This window comes from Actinoplanes regularis (genome assembly GCF_900188005.1).
Classification (GTDB): Bacteria; Actinomycetota; Actinomycetes; order Mycobacteriales; family Micromonosporaceae; genus Actinoplanes; species Actinoplanes regularis.
The window spans coordinates 700,705-716,878 of the sequence record NZ_FZNR01000002.1; the positions used below are offsets into that span (position 1 = coordinate 700,705).

The window sequence follows — 16,174 nt, forward strand, 5'->3', positions numbered from 1 at the left end:
CGACGCTAGAGCTGTTTGGTCAGCCAGTCGACAATGGCGTCGATCGGCTCGGCCCAGCTCTCCTCCAGCATCAGGTCGTGACCCATTCCGGGGAAGAGCAGCGGGGCACCGCCGTAGGCCGCCGCGGCCCGGTCCAGGGCCTTGCGGGCCACCACCCGGTCGTCCGGGCTGCCCACCACCAGGACCGGCGGCGCGCCGACCGGCCGCGGCCGGGCGAACCGGCGGATCAGCTCGGCGCGCGGCTCCGGCGCGATCCGGCTCAGGTATTCGGACGCCCGCTCGGCCGGGAGGGCGGAGCCGAACAGCTGCCGGGCGGAGAGCCGCAGCCGGCCGCCGAAGAGGGCGGGCAGCGCACCGGCCGGATTGGCCCGCAGCGCCGACCCGAGCGCGGCCCAGCCGTCCAGCACCGGCGCCACCAGCACCGCCGCGCGGGCCGGATAGCGGCTCAGGGCGTGAGCCACCACGAGGGCGCCCACCCCGTGCCCGATCAGCACCGCCTGGCGCGGCAGCGCGGCGGCGGTCTGCACCACGTCGTGCACCTGGGCACGCAGGTCACCGCCGGGGCGCGGGCTGAGCGTGTGCGCCGGGTAGCCGCGACCGGCCGCGTGCGGCAGCCAGTGCTCGGCGAACGCCCAGGCACCATGGCCCAGGCCGGGCACGAACAGTACGGGCGGCCGGTTCTCGTCGTCCTCCGGCAGCAGCGCGGCCACCTCACGCTCGGCCGCCGGCACCGGATCGGTCCAGTCCTCGAAGCGCAGCAGATCAAAAGCGGTCATGAGGAGGGCTCCATCTGGTTAAGCAGGCTCTCCAGCGAGCGGAGGTAGTCGATGTGGTCGACCTCGAACCAGTGCCGTTCGGTCTTCACCACCCGCCGCCGCGACCAGGTCGCGAGCGGGCGGGCCGACTCCTTCTGCTGCACCGCGGCGGCCCGGGCCGGGTCGGACTGGCGCAGTCGCAGCCATCGAGCCGCCGCCACGCTCTGCCAGTGCGCCAGCGGGAAGACCCCGGAGTCCGGCTGCAGCAGGCCGATCACGACGAGCGTCGGGTTCCGCCGGGCGAAGGCGTGCAGGTGCAGGTCGGGACGGCCGTGCTCGTCGAGGTCCAGCAGCTCGGGGGCGAGGAACTCGAAGCGCGGCCGGTAACCGGTCGCGGTGATCACCAGGTCCGGCTCGATCCGGCGGCCGTCGGCCAGCTCGACCGCGGGACCGTCGAAGGCCGTCACGTCCGGCACCGGGGTGATCCTGCCGTGGCCCAGGTAGTAGGACAGCTGGCTGTTGACGATCGGGTGGCTCTCGTACGGCTGGTGGTCCGGCGCCGGCATCCCGAACCGGGTCAGGTCACCGGTGGTCATCCGGACCGTGCGGCGGTAGAGCCACTGCCGCAGGCGCAGCGGCAGCCGCCACTTGAGCAGGCGGTCGTTGACCTGGTCGGCGGGGCGGCCGAGGACGTACTTCGGCGCGTACCAGTAACCGCGCCGGGTCGAATGCCACACCTGGGTCGCCTGCTGGGCGGCCTCCACCGCGAGGTCACAGCCGGTGTTGCCGCCGCCGACCACGAGCACCTTGCGGCCGCGCAGCACCGCCGGGTCCTTGTAGGCCGCGGCGTGCATCACCCGGCCCCGGAACTCGCCGGGCAGCTCCGGTTTCCGCGGATCCCAGTTGTGCCCGTTCGCCACGATCACCGCGGCGTACCGCGACGTGCGGGACGAGCCGCCACCGGTCGACTGCGTGGTCACCTCCCAGCCGCCGTCACCGGTCGGCACCGCCGAGACCACCTCGGTGCCGAACCAGATGTGCTCGCCCAGCCCGAAGTGCGCGGCGTACCGCTCCAGGTAGGACAGCACCTGGCTGTGGTGCGGATAGTCCGGCCAGGTGTCCGGCATCGGGAAGTCGGGGAACTCGGTGAGTGGCCGCGACGAGATCAGGTGGGCGCCCGCATAGACCGGGCTGCGGTCGTGCCGCCAGTTCCAGGCGCCGCCCACAGCGGTCTCCCGCTCGTAGCAGTCGACCTTGAAGCCCAGCTCACGCAGGTTCTTTACGGCGGTCAGGCCGCTGGCGCCGGCGCCCACGACGCAGACGGCGTCGCGGCGGTCGCCGAGGTCCGGGGAGTCGTGCACCCGGCGATCCTGCCAGACGTGAGCCTCAGTCGGAAGGGAGTGCCAGATCCACGAGAACCGGTAGATGATCACTCGCGGCGCGGGCCCGGTCGGACGAGATGATCTCGTACCGCTCGATCTCGATGCCGGGACTGACGAAGAGCCCGTCGATGCGTCGGCTGGGTGCCGCCGCCGGGTACGTCGGGTCGTCGTCGCGCGTGGTCAGCAGCCCGTCCTCGACGGTCCGCCAGGCGCCGCCGCCCGGGCCCTCGTTCAGATCGGCGGCCACGATCAGCGGGCCGTCCAGCTTGTTCAGCTCGGTCTTCCAGTGCATCGCCTGAGCCGGCCGCTCGGCCGGGTCGGTGGCCAGATGCGAGCCGGAGACGGTGAACGACGCCCCGCGCACCCGCCCACGGGCGAAGACCGCGCCGCGCATGTGCCGCCCCGGGGTCAGCGGGTAGCGCAGGCACCGGGTCTCGCTGACCGCCACCCGCAGGCCGACCAGCAGCAGGTTGCCCAGCGCGGGCAGGCCACCGGCGGCCACCACCAGGCCGCACTCGCCGGCCAGGGTCGCGCACTTGCGCCGCCAGCCGAACCGGCGTGGTGCCTCCTGCACGACGAGGACGTCCGGGGCCAGTTCACGGACCAGGCCGACGAGCGCTGCCCGGTCGTCCTTCAACCCGTGAACGTTCCAGCTGAGCACCCGCAGCGGCACCCCGGACATCCCCGCCCCCATGTTTACGCGCGCCGGGCCAGGTCGGCGGCGCCGACCACACCGGCCGTGTTGCCCATCTGGGCCGCGTGCACCTCCGCGACCGGGAAGCGGTTGCGCTGGGCGAGCTGATCCCGGTACGTCCGCTCGGCCGGCCCCATCAGCAGCGGGCCGGCGTCGACCACGCCGCCGCCGATCACCAGGATCTGCGGGTCGATGCTCTGCGCGAGATCCGCCAGCGCCACCCCGAGCCAGTAGCCGATCTGCGCGAACGCGTCCATCGCGACGCCGTCCCCGGCGCGGGCCGCCTCGGTGATCTGCTGTCCGCTGATCGCCAGCGGGTCGCCACCGGCGAGCGCCAGGAGTTTGGCGGCGCGCTCCGGCTCCTGCCGCGCGCCCGCTCGGGCGAACCGGACCAGGGCGTTGCCGCTCGCGTACTGCTCGATGCAGCCGAGCCGGCCGCAGCCGCAGGGGTGCCCGTCCGGCACCGACTGGATGTGGCCCAGCTCGGAGGCGACGCCGTTGGCGCCGCGCCAGAGCTTGCCGTTCAGCACGATGCCGCCGCCGATGCCGGTCCCTACGGTGATCATCACCATCGAGTCGTCGGCGTGCTTGGCCACCCCGAAGCGGAACTCCGCCCAGGCGGCCACGTTCGCGTCGTTCTCCAGCACGGTCGGCAGGCCGACCGCCTTCGAGACGTAGTCACGCAGCGGCTCGTCGCGCCAGGCCAGGTTCGGCGCGAACAGCACGGTCGAACCGGCGGCGTCGATCCACGCCGCGGCACCGATCCCGATCGCGGTCGCCTCCGGGTACTGCGCCGCCAGTTCGGCGGCCACCTCGACGATCGTGTCCCGGGTGCCGGCCGGGTCCTCCGCCGGCGTCGGCCTGCGGTTCGACGCGAGCACGTTGCCGTGCTCGTCGACCACGCCACCGGCCACCTTGGTACCGCCGACGTCGATTCCGATGGTCAGCGTCACGCTGCCCGTCCCCTCTTCACATCGCGTCGCCGTCGTGGGCGCCGTCGCCCGTCGCGGCGTCGCGATCCTCGGGCGCCGAGGCGCCCCGCACATGATCCACGCTACGGGTCCCGGCCGGGTCGCTCGCGGCCGCCTCCGCGGTGGCCACGGACCAGACGTCGGCACCCGGCCACACACGCCCACCTGGGACGTTTCCGGACACCCCGGCGTGCTCCACGCCCGCCGCCTCCGCCTCGGGCCGCCCACCCTGCTCGGGCACGGCGCGTTTCCGGGCCGAGGTGCGACGGGCGTCGGCGACCGCCTTGGCCACGGCCTGCTCGGCGGCGCGGGCCCGGGCCCGGGCCGCGTCGGCCTCGCGGGCGCTCTCCGCCGTCGCCGCCGCCCACGGGTCCGCCTCCGGGTCGGGCGCGCCGGCACCGGGCTCGGCGGGAGCCGGGGGCGGATCCGCCGCCCGGGTCGCCGCCGACCAGGCCTGATCGGGGCTCGGCGCGTGGCGGGCCGCTCCCCCGCCGGCCGGTTTCGCGGACTGGCGGGGGCGGTCGCCCAGCACCGAGCCGGCGAGCGAGGAGAAGCCGCGCAGCACGCTCGCCGCGCCGGTGGCGATGTCCCCGGCCCCGGTGGCGACCTTGAAGACGGTCTCCGGGCTGGGATCGCGGACCGCGGCGATGGCCCGGCACACCGGGCAGACACAGCACTCGGCGCTGCCGGTCGCCCAGCCGGGCGGTGCGCTCTGCTGGGCGGTGCCGTCGCCGTGGCCCCGGGCCACGTCGTTGAGCATGCCGAAGAAGCCGTCGACCGCGTTACCGACGAACGCCGCCGCCTCCGCGGCGGGGGCCTGCGTCGTACCGGAGGAATCGCCGGAATCGCGGCGACCCCGAGCAGCGGCGCCGGCGCCGGCCGACGCCGCCCTGGCGAGGATGGCGGCCACCAGCCGCTCCGCCTCCTCGCGTGCCGACCCGGCCATCCGTTCCCCCTCAACGCCCCCGCGGTCAGGCCGCGGGCAGGCTCTCCACACGGCGCTTGAGCTCTTTCAGCGCCGTATCCATGATCATTTTTTCCGCCTTGCGGCGGAACATCCCGAGCATCCCGATGGTGAGTTCCACCGCCAGGGTGTACGTCACGGTAGTGCCGCCGTCCGCGGTCTCCACCAGGTCGTAGGAGCCCTCCTGGGACTTCTGCGCCTTGGAGGGGGCGACCAGGTGCCACTCGATCCGGGAGAGGTCGTCGGCGTACGCGTACTCCAACGTGTACTCGTCGGCCATCACGCCGGCGTCGATCCGGAAGGCGACCTGTGCGGCGTAGCCGTCCTCATACTCCTCGACGATCGTGACCTGCTTGATCGCCTCGGCCCACTCCGGATAGCTCGGGAAGTCGCAGATGACCGCGGCCACCCGAGCCAGGGGGGCAGCGACCTGAATCGACTGGGTCGAGGTGTCCGCCATGCACGGCAGGCTACCCGCTGCGTACGACAAAGCGTGCCACCGCCCCGGCTTCGACGGGCCGATTCCCGCCACTGCCGCTACCATCCGTGACGTGCCAGCCCTCGTCAGCGGATCCACGCGCATCCGTCCGCTCGAAGCCGCCGCACGCGTGATCATGCTCGTCCTGGTCGCCGTGCTCACCGTGATCGCCACCGGCGACCCCCGGCAGCTCGGCTGGATCGCCCTGCTCGCGGTCGCCGCGCTGCCCGCCTTCGTGGCCCGCCAGCACCCGATCCTCGCCCCGGCCGGCCGGTTCGCCGAGGTGATCGTGACCGGTTTCGCCGCCGGCTCGATCGCCGCCGCGTCCGAGGGTGCCGCCGCCGGCTTCCGCGCCGAGGCGATCCTGCCCTACCTGGCCGTCCCGCTGCTCACCGCGGCGCTGCGGCGCAAGGCGACCGAGGGCACGGCGCTGCTCGGGGTGGCCGCGGTCGCGCTGGTGGCCGGTGGCGCGGTGGCCGACCCGCGGACCGTCCTGGCCGATCCGGGCTATCTGGCCGCCGGCGGGCAGTGGCTGGTGCTCGGCGCGATCGTGACGTTCGCGGCCGAGGCGATGCGCCAGTTCCTGCAGCCGGCCGAGGCCACCCCGCAGCCGTACGCGGAAGCCACCCGCCTGCTCACCCAGCTGCGCAGCGTGGCCCGCTCGCTGCCCGGGGCGACCCTGGACCCGGGCGGCATCTCCGAGCACCTGCTCGAGGAGCTGCGCCTGGCCGCGCCGGGGCATCGCGCCGCGGTGCTGTCGGCGAGCGGCGGCGGCCGCCTCGTCGTGCTCGCGCAGACCGGCGCCGAGCGGGTCGACTGGGAGACCACCCTCGACGCGGACTCGGCGATCGCCGATGCCTGGGCCACCCAGCAGCCACACGCGGCGAACCGCTCGCAGGCCCGCACGCACCGCGGCGGTGAGGTCTCCTCGCTGGTGATCCCGCTGGTCGCCGGGGTGCGCACGATCGGTCTGGTGATCCTGGAGACGGATGCGGCGGGGGCGTACCCGCCCGCCGTCGTACAGAGCGTGACCGAGGTGACCGATCCGGCCGCGCTGCGGCTGGAGGCGGCCCTGCTCTTCGACGACGTCCGCTCGCTGGCCACCAACGAGGAGCGCCAGCGGCTGGCCCGGGAGATCCACGACGGCGTCGCCCAGGAACTGGTGATGGTCGGCTACGGCATCGACAACGCCCAGGCCACCCTCCCGGAGGGCGCCGACGAGACGGCCGAGGAGCTGCGCACGCTGCGCGGTGAGGTGACCCGGGTGATCACCGAGCTGCGGCTGAGCCTCTTCGAGCTGCGTTCGGAGGTGGACCGCAACGGGGGCCTGGCCGCCGCGATCGCCGAGTACGCCCGCACCCTCGGCACCAGCGCCGGCCTGCGGGTGCACTTCACCTTCGACGAGTCGACGGCGCGCCTGCCCGCCGCGACCGAGGCCGAGCTGCTGCGCATCGCACAGGAGGCGATCACCAACGCGCGCAAGCACGCCGGGGCGTCCAACCTCTGGGTCACCTGCACCGTCGACCCGCCGTACGTGGAGATCGAGGTCTCCGACGACGGCAAGGGTTTCGCCGACAACCGGCCCGATGGCCGGTACGGTCTCACCATCATGGCCGAGCGGGCCGAGCGCATCCGGGGACGACTCAAGATCACCCCGAGACACCCGAGCGGGACAACCGTCGCCGTAGTGCTCGGAACCCCGCCCCGGCGCGATAGCGTGCGGGATAGCGTTTCCGCTCCAGAAGGGGAGTAACCCGAGCATGTCGACCAGTCCTGCGCCGACGACGCGCACCAAGGTCCTCCTTGTCGACGATCACGACTTGATCCGTAAGGGGCTGCGACACGCATTCGAGCGCGACCGGCAGTTCGAGGTCGTCGGCGAGGCGGCGACGGCCGCGGAGGCGGTGCGCCAGGCCGGCGCGCTGCAGCCGGATGTCGTGATCATGGATCTGCGGCTGCCCGACGGCAGTGGCCTGGAGGCCACCCGCGCCCTGCGCAAGAACAACGCGAACATGGGCATCGTGGTCCTGACCATGTATGCCGGCGACGACCAGCTGTTCGGCGCTCTCGAGGCCGGGGCCAGCGCGTTCGTGCCGAAGACCGCCCCGGCGGACGAGGTCGTGGCGGCCGCCCGGCACGCCGCGTCGGCGCCGAGCGCGTTCACCGCCGCCGACCTGGCCGAGGCGATGAAGCGCCGGCTCGCCCCGTCCGGACCGCAGCTGTCCCCGCGTGAGGGTCAGGTGCTGCGGCTGCTCGCCGACGGCATGAGCGTCGCCGGGATCGCCAAGCAGCTGTTCGTCTCCGAATCGACGGCGAAGACGCACATCTCGAAGCTCTACGAGAAGCTGGGGGCGGCGAACCGGGCCCAGGCGCTCATGACGGCGCTGCGGCTGGGGCTCCTGGAAGCTCCCGACGCCCCGAAGTTCTAGACATTCTCGACGCTTTCGGCGTTTCTGCCTGTCAGCCTACGAATCCCCAGATAGGCCTCGCAGCCCAGGCACAACCCGAAGGCAGCGTTGAGGAACGCCGCGAGCAGGCCGAAGGCCGCGGCGATCAGCCCGAGGGTCTCCGCGCCGGCCAGATATCCCCCCGCGGAGACGCTCAGGAACGCGAAGCCGACAAGCTGCGCGAAACGTACCGGCGCGGCGGGTTCGAGCTCCGCCGGACCCCCCAGCCTCGGCCGGATCAGCTTTTTGAAGATCAACGCGTACGGACCCCGCTGCGGGCGGTACGCGGTGATCGCGAAGACCACCGCTTGTGCGAGCGCCAGCCAGCCGGAGCCGGTGATCAGCACGAGCGCGATGACGATGCTGGTCAGGGTCGCGGCGAAACGCTGGCCGCGCGGATCGAGTTCCATGCCCCTATTATTCCCCCAGGGAAAGTAGGACTTTCCGCAGGAGCCCGTTGAGCTGCCCCAACTCCTCCACCGACAGCGCCTTGAGCGCCGCCTGATCGCGCGCGATGCCGGCGAAGATGTACTTGTTCCACATCTGCCTGCCCTCCGGCGTCGGCCGGATCAGCACCCGCCGCCGGTCCGCCGCGTCGATCGTCCGGGTCACCAGCCCCGCCGACTCCAGACGGTCCAGCCGGCTGGTCATCGCCGCCCGGGTCACATTCGCCGCCTCGGCGAGCTGCGCCGGGGTCGCCTCGGTCGGCCACGGCTGAATCATCAACACGTGCAGGGTCTTGAAGTCCTGCAGCGTGAAGTCCTCGTCGTTGCGGGCGAACGCCAGCGCGTCGGAGCGCTCGATCCAGCGCAGGATGTGCTTCATCCGCACCAGCGCGCCCTCGACCTCGGGCGCGAACGCCGGCTCGTCCTTCCAGAACGCCGACCACCGCGACACGTGCTGATCCACACCGTCTTCCATGCCCCATTCTGGCACGCATCTGATTATTAGTTGCCTGATAGTTAGACGCTGAATTACTTTCGGGGCATGACACGCGACTTCCGACTCCTCGCCACCGGACAGACCCTGTCCTGGCTCGGCAACGGTTTCCAGACCGTGGCACTCGCCGTCGCGGTGGTCACGCACGGTGGCGGCGCGGGCGACCTCGGCCTGGTGATGGCCTCCTCGGTGGTCACCATGCTGGCCGGCACGCTCTTCGGCGGCGTCTGGGCCGACCGCCTCCAGCCGAGACACGTCATGGTCGTCTCCGACCTGATCCGCCTGGTCGCCACCGCCGGCATCGCGGTGATGTTCGTCGGCGGCGGCTACCACCTGCCCGTGCTCTGCGCGCTCACGGTGGTGTCGGCCGGCGCCGGCGCGTTCTTCACCCCGGCGATGTCCGCGCTCAAGCCGCTGCTCGTCCCCGCCTCGCGGCTCCAGCCGGCGAACGCCACACTGAGCATGCTGCAGACGGCGTGCGGGATCGCCGGCCCGGCGCTCGGCGGCCTGACCGTCGCCGCCTTCGGCGCCCCGGCCGGCTTCGCCGTCAACGCCGCGAGCTTCCTGTTCTCCGGGGTCGCCGCCGGCCTCCTCCGGGTACAGGCCGAGCGCGGCCCCCGCGAGCCGATGCTCAGCGAACTGGCCGCCGGCTGGCAGGAGATCCGCAGCCGGGACTGGCTGCTCGGCGGTCTGTTCGGCGCCACCGTCTACCACATCGCCAACGGGATGATCCTGGTGCTGGTCCAGGTGACCGCGGTGCAGCGGCTCGGCGGGGCGCCCGCGATCGGCTGGGTCTCGGCGGCCGAGGGCCTGGGCGGGTTGCTCGGCTCGGCGCTCGCGCTGCGCTTCCAGCCCCGCCGGCTGCTCCGGGCCGGATGGCTCACGCTGCTGCTGATGCCGTTCTGGGCCCTCGCCTACGTCTGGCCCGGCATGCTGACCGCCGTCCTAGCCGGCGCGATCATCGGGTACGGCGGCCTGATGTTCTTCGGGGTGGCCTGGGAGACCGCGATCCAGGAGCGGGTGCCGCAGGCCATGCTGGGGCGGGTCGCTTCCTGGGACTACCTGACGTCGTTCCTGGCGATGCCGGTGGGCAACATCCTGGCCGGTCCGCTGGTCGCCCGGTTCGGGGTGGACGAGGTCCTGGTGGTGTGCGCGTTCGTCCTGTTCGCGGCGAGCGCCTCGCAACTGCTGATTCCGGGCTCGCGCAACCTGACCCGCGTCACCGCCGAACCCGCCCCGATCCCCGTCCCAGCCTGACCCATCGGAGCCGACCAAGCCGCCCGGTCTGGGCCTCGCAGTCGTGTCCCGGCCCGAAAAGCAGCCACCGGACCCAGCTGAGCTGCCTGTGCTGGGCCTCGCGGACGTGTCCCGCCCGGAAGGACCCAGCCGAGCTGCCTGGGCTGGGTCTGGTGTCCCGGCGCGGGCGGGGCAGGTCTAGCGGGGCGAGCCGGTCACGCCCGACGCGGCGAGGGCGGCGATCAGGTGCGGCTTGGCGGGGATCCCGGTGGCGCGCCGGGTCACCCGCCCGTCCGCGTCGAGGATCAGCAGCGTCGGGGTGCGCCAGATGTTCAGCACGCGCACCTCGTCGAGGTGACTCTCGGCGTCGACCTCGACGTGCCGGACCTCCGGCAGCAGGGCGGCGACCTCGGCGCTGACCCGGCGCACGGCCCGGCAGGGCGCGCAGAACGCGGTGGAGAACTGCAGCATCGTGACCCGGCCGGGCTCCACCCCGAGGCGTTCCAGCAGCGCCGGGTCGAGCCGCTCGATCTCCACGTCCTCGCTCACGCGGCCAGTCTGCTCCAGCGCCGCGTCATCGACCATGCCGGCCGGGACCACCGGACCGGCTGGACGCAGGCGACCGTCGGTGCGGCGGCGCCACAGGCCCACGGCCACCCCTGCCACCAGCACCGAAGCAACCGCCGCTATCCCCACCGGATCCATGGGATAACTGTGGCACGTGGTCAGGCCGATTGATAGGCGCTGGCCTGCAGTGTGAACAACTGCGCGTACAGCCCGTCCGCGGCCATCAGCTCCTCGTGGCCACCCTGCTCCACGACCGCCCCGTGATCCAGCACGTAGATCCGATCCGCCTCACGCACGCTCGCCATCCGGTGCGTGATCAGCACCACCGTGCGCCCGGCCGCCAGGTCCCGCAGCCGCCGATAGACCTCGTGCTCGGCCCGCGCGTCCAGGTTCGCGGTCGGCTCGTCACAGATCAGCAGCGGCGCGTCCCGGTGGAAGGCACGACTCACCGCGAGTCGCTGCCACTGCCCACCGGAGAGGTCCGCGCCATCGGTGAAGTGCCGGGACAACAGCGTCTCGTACGCCCGCGGCAGCTCCATCACGAAATCGTGCGCGTCCCCGGCCCGTGCCGACGTCTGCACCTGGGACAGCGACGCCGGACGGTCGTGCCGTCCGATCGCGATGTTGGCCCGGGCCGAGAGCGGCCACCGGGTCGGCTCCTGCATCACCACCGCGACCTGCTCGCGCACCGACTCCGGCCGGAACCGCGACGCGTCGACCCCATCCCAGGTGATCGTGCCCTGCTGCGGGCGGTACAGCCCGGCCAGGATCGCGGCGAGCGTCGACTTGCCGGAGCCGTTCTCCCCGACCAGCGCGACGATCTCGCCGCGACGCAGGGTCAGGCTCACCCCGTTCACCGCGGGCCGTTCCGCGTCCGGATAGCGGAACGTCACCCCGTCCAGCGTGATCTCCTCGAAACCGGCCGGGGCCGACCGCTCCGGCGACGGCTCGGCGTGCTTCAGCGACATCTCGCAGAAGCCCTGGAAGTCCGCGAAGTAGAGGCCCTGCTCGTAGACCCGGTTCACGGAGAACGCCAGCTCGCGGAGCCGGCCGATGCCGATGTTGATCGCATAGGCGGCCGCACCGCCGACGGCCAGCTCCATCCGCCCGGTCCAGAGCAGCCACAGCAGCGTGAGGTAGGCCAGGCCGGTGACCAGTGCACTGAGCGCCTGGCCGTACAGATTGGTGCGGACCGCCCGGGTAGCCACGTCGATCTCCGCGACGGTGGCGATCCGCAGCAGCCGGGCCGCCTCGGCGAGCAGGAACCGCCGTACCGTGAAAGCTCGCACCTCGCCGGCCGGCTCGCGGGCCTCGAGCAGGTCCGCCAGCATCCGCTGCCGCCGCCAGACCGCGATGTACCGCAGCTGGTTGCGGTACCCGGCACGGGCCGCGCGCACCGCCGCCCAGCCGGTCGGCACCACCGCGCAGACCAGCAACGGCAGCAGCAGCGGGTGCAGCACCGCCAGCACCCCGGCCGCGGCGACCAGCCCGACCAGGTTGGTGAGCAGCTCGATGCCGAAGTCGACGACCTGCTGGGCGGCGTGGATCCCACGGTCGCGGGCCCGCTGCATGGCGTCCCGCCACTCCGGATCGTCGAAGGTGACCAGGTCCACCCGGGTCGTCAGGTCGAGCAGGCGGTTCTCCGCCGCCTCGTAGACGACCGGCGACAGGCGGCCATGGGCCGCCGTCGCCGCCCCCTGGAGCAGGCCCCGCGCGGCCAGCGCCAAAATCAGCAGAACCAGCGACGGTACGGCGGCGCGCACCCGCTCCGGGGTCGGTCCGGCCTGGAGCAGCCCGTCGAACACGCCGACCACGCTGATCAGCCCGAGCGCGGCGGCGACACCCGCGCTCACCTGAAACACCAACACCGCGACGGCGGTACGGGGATCGGCCCGCCAGGCCAGCAGCCAGGCCTGCCCGAGCAGACGCGGCAGCCGTCTGGACATCTGCAGGAAGGAGCTGTTCGCCGCCTCCTGGGTGCTGGTCAGCCAGTAGGGCAGCGTCAGCTCACCGTCGTCCCCGCCCAGCGCCGGCGCCTCGGCACGATCAGTTTCCCCGCCCCCGCCGATCCGCGCCCCGGCGTCCCGTGCCCCGGCCTTCACGGCTTCGGCCCTCACGGCTTCGGCCCTCACGGCTTCGGCTTTCTCGGCCTTGGCCTTCACAGCCCCGGCCTTCACAGCTTCGGCTTTCTCGGCCCTGGCCTTCAATGCTTCGGCCTTCACGGGGCCGGCCGGTGAGGGCGGTCCCGGGGCGGGCGCCGAGGGCGGCGGCTCGGTGGGGCCGGTGTCGTCGGTTGTGGAATGGTCGGGGGTGACGTCCGGCATCGGCAGCCTCCGCTCGGGGGGTCCCTCCGTTCCACTCCTATCCCGCCCGCGCGCCCGGTGTCACGCGATTTTCCGCTCATTCATGTCAGACCCCGTTGTTAGCGTGCCGGCCATGACCACGATCCTTCCGACCGCAGCCGACGAGGCCCATTTCTGGGCCCTCATCGAGTCGGCCTGGGCCACCCTCGGCGACGAGCCGGCCCGGCTTCGCGCGGAGCTGCTCGCCCCGCCGCCCGGTGCCGACCTCTGTGCGATTGACGCCTGGCTCGACCGGTTCCTGGAGCAACTCACCGCCGACTGCGCCGATTTGTCCGCTCAGGAGCTGACCGCCCTCGACCGGGTCCTCGAGCGCAAGCTCTACGACATCGATCGGGAGGACATCCACGAGGCGACCGACGGCTCCGACGACGGCTTCCTCTACGCCCGCGGCCACATCGTGGCCCTGGGCCGGGCGTACTACGAGGCGGTCAGCGCCGATCCCCGGCTCGCCGTCATGGACGCCTACTGCGAGGTCATGTGCTACTTCTTCACCCACCTGCACGAGAAACGCTTCGGCGACTGGCCACGGACTGGATCCGGCATCAGCCGCGAGAGTGGCAGAAACCGAGCCGGCTGGAACCACTGACCAGCTTGTTCCCCGCCGTGGGTCACGGATCGCGGCAGTCACGGGCGAGATCTCGCCCGCGTGATTCAGCCGCCGGCAAGATTTGGCCGCCTCACCCGGCCGCCGCGGGCAAGATTCGGCCGCCTCACCCGGCCGGGGTGGCTCAGGCGGGTGGGGTCAGCAGTTCGGTGAGGCGGGCGGCCTGGGTCTCCCAGCGCCACTCCCGCTCGACCCACGCCCGGCCCGCCTTGCCCATCGCACGGGCCTGATCAGGATCGGACAGCAGCTCCGCGACCCGGGCGGCGATGGCAGCCACGTCCGTGCCGCCGACGACGTAGCCGGTCTCGCCCTCGCGGACCGCGTCGGGCGCGCCGCCGGAGTCGCCGCCGACCACCGGCAGGCCGGTGGCCGAGGCCTCCAGGTAGACGATGCCGAGGCCCTCGACGTCCAGGCCGGCGGCCCGGGTGCGGCAGGGCATCGCGTACACGTCGCCGGCCGCGTAGTGCTCGGGGAGCTCGGCCCAGGGCACCGAACCAGTGAACACCACGTCGGACTCGACGTCGTGCTCGCGGGCCAGGCGAGCCAGGGTCTTGCGGTACGGCCCACCACTGACCAGCAGCAGCGCGGCGCCGGGCACCCGCCGGCGGATCTCCGGCAGGGCGCGGATCAGCATGTCCTGACCCTTGCGCGGAACGAGCCGGGACACACAGACCACCACCGGCCGGTTGGTCAGCCCGTGTCGCGCCCGGACCGCGGAACCGTCCACGCCGGGGTGGAACGCGTCCACGTCGACGCCGGGGGCGAGCCGCTTCAGCGAGGTCAGGCCGTGCAGGGCGCGGTCCAGCCGGGTGCGCTGGTACTCCCCCAGGTAGGTGATCACGTCGTTGCCGCGGGCGATCCGGCGCAGCAGGCCGCGGGCGCCGGGCAGCGCCGCCCAGCCGATCTCGTGCCCGTGGGTGATCCCGACCGCGCGGGTGATCCCGGCGTTGCGGCGCAGGCCGTGGGCGAGCAGCCCGAGCGGCGCCGCCGCGCCGAACAGGACGCTGTCGCAGCCGTGTGACCTGGCGAGCTCCGCGGCCCGGCGGGCGACCGCCGGGGTGGGCAGCAGCATCCCGGTGTCCTCCCGCACCACCTCGAACGGCTGCTCGGCGTCGAAGGCCGCCGCGCCCTTCCAGGTCGACGAGTAGACCACCACCGAGCCGGCCGGCTGGCGTACCGCCAGGTTGTGCACGAACTGCTGGATGCCGCCGGGCCGGGGCGGGAAGTCGTTGGTGACCAGCAGGGTGCGGGCCATCAGCGCTCGCCTCGGGCGTACGCGCGGGCGGCGGCCATCCGCTGCACGGTGGACGGGTGCGAGGCGAACATCAGGAACTCCCAGGCCGGCGGATCAGGATCGGACAGGTTGACGGTACCGAGGCGGCGCTGCATGGCCTCGAAGGTCTGCGGGTCGCCGGTCAGCCGCAGGGCGTGCTGGTCAGCGCGGGCCTCGATGCGCCGGGAGACGAACGCCTGTCCGGGCCCGGCGACCAGGCCGGCGACCGCGGCCAGGGCGAGCAGCAGCCCGATCGCCCGGGGCTCGCCGATCGAGTCCACCCCGGCCAGTCGGAGCAGCCCGGCCCAGGAGCCCAGCAGGTAGACCGCGACGACCGCGAGCGCGGCGCCCAGCGCGCCCAGGATCGTCCCGGTCAGCACGTCGCCGTCCTTGGCGTGACCCAGCTCGTGCGCGGCCACCGAGACCACCTCGTCCGGGGTGGCCTCGGTGAGCATGGTGTCGTAGACGACGATCCGCCGGGTCGGGCCCAGACCGGAGACGTAGGCGTTGACCGCGCGGGTACGCCGGGACGCGTCGGCGACCAGCACGTCCTTCACCGGCACGCCGTCCCGGTCGGCCAGCGCGATCAGCTCGGTCCGCAGCGGGCTGTCCGGCATCGGGGTGAACCTGTTGAAGATCGGCTCGACCACCACCGGGAGCACGAAGGAGAGCAGCACCACCAGCCCGGCCGCGCCGGCCGCCCCGAACGCCCACCACCAGCGGGGCGCGAAGTGCGTGACGGCGAAGAAGCCGGCCAGCGCCAGCCCGCCCAGCACCACCGAGACCCCGAGGGATTTCAGCAGGTCGACTCCCCACCCGCCCCAGGACTGGGTGGAGATGCCGTAGCGCGCCACGATGGAGTGCCGCCAGGCCGCGAGCGGCAGCGTGAGCAGCTCACCCACCAGGACCACGAGCAGGCCGCCGAGCACCGCGCGGGCCAGCCAGTGGCCGCCGAACGGCCGGCCGGCCAGCTCGACCAGCCGCGCGCCGATCGGGGTGAGCCCGAGGACCAGGGCCGCCAACAGGCCCAGCAGCATGCCGGCGTAGTTACCGGGGCGCAGCTCGGAGCGGAACTGCCGGGCCCGAGCCACCTGGTCGTGCGGGAACTGGTCGAGCACGGCCACCTGATCGGCGCGCGGTGCCGGGGCACGGTGCCAGGGCACGGTGAGCGCCGCGAAGGTGACCAGAGCCACCAACAGCACCCCGAACGAGACGAGGGCCCACCACCGGGGAGTCATGAACGCTCATCCTAGAGAACGCCCATGATCACGCCACGTGGCGGCGGAGTGGGACCACGACCGGTGGCTCCGGCGTCTCCAGCAGCTCCACCTCGAAACCGGCAAGCTCGAACGTCTCGATCGCCCGCAGCTCGCCGGGAGTCAGGTCGGCGATCCCGTCAGGTGTCCGCGCGAGCAGGCTGACCAGGCACCCGGTGCACTCGTCGGTCCGCTCGGCGCAACGACCACAATCGATGATCATTACCCCTCCCTCGCCCAGGAGG

At 72.9% G+C, this 16,174-nt stretch carries 17 protein-coding genes; 4 read left to right on the forward strand and 13 right to left on the reverse strand.

What is annotated here, in order from left to right; genetic code table 11:
• Positions 1 to 5 precede the first annotated feature (5 nt).
• The 6 genes from CHC09_RS08285 to CHC09_RS08310 are packed head-to-tail and all read right to left on the reverse strand — an operon-like array spanning position 6 to position 5,226.
• A complete protein-coding gene (locus CHC09_RS08285) occupies positions 6 to 776 on the reverse strand; it encodes an alpha/beta hydrolase (protein ID WP_089292373.1) in 771 nt (256 codons plus the stop codon).
• Complete coding sequence (locus CHC09_RS08290) at positions 773 to 2,116, reverse strand: flavin-containing monooxygenase (protein WP_089292374.1); 1,344 nt, start codon at positions 2,114 to 2,116, stop codon at positions 773 to 775. The genes CHC09_RS08285 and CHC09_RS08290 overlap by 4 nt, the downstream gene beginning before the upstream one ends.
• A 25-nt stretch (positions 2,117 to 2,141) precedes the next feature.
• On the reverse strand, positions 2,142 to 2,831 hold the full coding sequence (locus CHC09_RS08295; RefSeq protein WP_373871888.1) for an endonuclease/exonuclease/phosphatase family protein: 690 nt from the start codon (positions 2,829 to 2,831) through the stop codon (positions 2,142 to 2,144).
• 2 nt (positions 2,832 to 2,833) lie between these two features.
• Positions 2,834 to 3,784 carry an ROK family glucokinase gene (locus CHC09_RS08300; RefSeq protein ID WP_089292375.1) on the reverse strand — a complete coding sequence of 317 codons (951 nt, stop codon included), beginning with the start codon at positions 3,782 to 3,784 and terminating at the stop codon, positions 2,834 to 2,836.
• Positions 3,785 to 3,800: 16 nt separating this feature from the next.
• A complete protein-coding gene (locus tag CHC09_RS08305) occupies positions 3,801 to 4,748 on the reverse strand; it encodes a hypothetical protein (protein ID WP_089292376.1) in 948 nt (315 codons plus the stop codon).
• Between the two features lie 25 nt (positions 4,749 to 4,773).
• Positions 4,774 to 5,226 (reverse strand): SRPBCC family protein, encoded by a 453-nt coding sequence (locus CHC09_RS08310; RefSeq protein WP_089292377.1) that lies wholly within the window; start codon positions 5,224 to 5,226, stop codon positions 4,774 to 4,776.
• A gap of 91 nt (positions 5,227 to 5,317) precedes the next feature.
• On the opposite strand from CHC09_RS08310, the gene CHC09_RS08315 reads away from it, so the two are divergent.
• Positions 5,318 to 6,997 carry a GAF domain-containing sensor histidine kinase gene (locus tag CHC09_RS08315; RefSeq protein WP_089292378.1) on the forward strand — a complete coding sequence of 560 codons (1,680 nt, stop codon included), beginning with the start codon at positions 5,318 to 5,320 and terminating at the stop codon, positions 6,995 to 6,997.
• 7 nt (positions 6,998 to 7,004) lie between these two features.
• On the forward strand, positions 7,005 to 7,673 hold the full coding sequence (locus tag CHC09_RS08320) for a response regulator transcription factor (RefSeq protein ID WP_014688640.1): 669 nt from the start codon (positions 7,005 to 7,007) through the stop codon (positions 7,671 to 7,673).
• Here CHC09_RS08320 and CHC09_RS08325 read toward each other — a convergent pair.
• Positions 7,670 to 8,101, reverse strand: a complete 432-nt coding sequence (locus tag CHC09_RS08325) for a DUF4395 domain-containing protein (RefSeq protein ID WP_089292379.1) — start codon at positions 8,099 to 8,101, stop codon at positions 7,670 to 7,672. The genes CHC09_RS08320 and CHC09_RS08325 overlap by 4 nt on opposite strands.
• A 7-nt stretch (positions 8,102 to 8,108) precedes the next feature.
• On the reverse strand, positions 8,109 to 8,612 hold the full coding sequence (locus CHC09_RS08330; RefSeq protein WP_089292380.1) for a MarR family winged helix-turn-helix transcriptional regulator: 504 nt from the start codon (positions 8,610 to 8,612) through the stop codon (positions 8,109 to 8,111).
• Between the two features lie 66 nt (positions 8,613 to 8,678).
• Between CHC09_RS08330 and CHC09_RS08335 the strand changes: the two genes are divergently transcribed.
• On the forward strand, positions 8,679 to 9,887 hold the full coding sequence (locus CHC09_RS08335; protein ID WP_089292381.1) for an MFS transporter: 1,209 nt from the start codon (positions 8,679 to 8,681) through the stop codon (positions 9,885 to 9,887).
• Positions 9,888 to 10,064: 177 nt separating this feature from the next.
• On the opposite strand, the gene CHC09_RS08340 is transcribed toward CHC09_RS08335, so the two are convergent.
• Entirely contained in the window at positions 10,065 to 10,571 is a 507-nt protein-coding gene (locus CHC09_RS08340; RefSeq protein ID WP_203833052.1) for a TlpA family protein disulfide reductase, read from the reverse strand.
• 20 nt (positions 10,572 to 10,591) lie between these two features.
• Positions 10,592 to 12,550, reverse strand: coding sequence for an ABC transporter ATP-binding protein (locus CHC09_RS08345; protein WP_239138150.1), 1,959 nt, complete (start codon positions 12,548 to 12,550; stop codon positions 10,592 to 10,594).
• A 319-nt stretch (positions 12,551 to 12,869) separates the two neighbouring features.
• Between CHC09_RS08345 and CHC09_RS08350 the strand changes: the two genes are divergently transcribed.
• A complete protein-coding gene (locus CHC09_RS08350) occupies positions 12,870 to 13,382 on the forward strand; it encodes a DUF4240 domain-containing protein (protein WP_089292382.1) in 513 nt (170 codons plus the stop codon).
• Between the two features lie 142 nt (positions 13,383 to 13,524).
• Here the strand turns inward: CHC09_RS08350 and CHC09_RS08355 are convergent, their stop codons facing one another.
• From CHC09_RS08355 to CHC09_RS08365, 3 genes are read right to left on the reverse strand one after another with little or no spacing between them, the layout of a single operon-like run.
• Entirely contained in the window at positions 13,525 to 14,655 is a 1,131-nt protein-coding gene (locus tag CHC09_RS08355; protein WP_089292383.1) for a glycosyltransferase family 4 protein, read from the reverse strand.
• Positions 14,655 to 15,911 (reverse strand): M48 family metalloprotease, encoded by a 1,257-nt coding sequence (locus CHC09_RS08360; protein ID WP_089292384.1) that lies wholly within the window; start codon positions 15,909 to 15,911, stop codon positions 14,655 to 14,657. The genes CHC09_RS08355 and CHC09_RS08360 overlap by 1 nt, the downstream gene beginning before the upstream one ends.
• Before the next feature lie 28 nt (positions 15,912 to 15,939).
• On the reverse strand, positions 15,940 to 16,152 hold the full coding sequence (locus CHC09_RS08365) for a hypothetical protein (protein ID WP_089292385.1): 213 nt from the start codon (positions 16,150 to 16,152) through the stop codon (positions 15,940 to 15,942).
• Positions 16,153 to 16,174 lie beyond the last annotated feature (22 nt).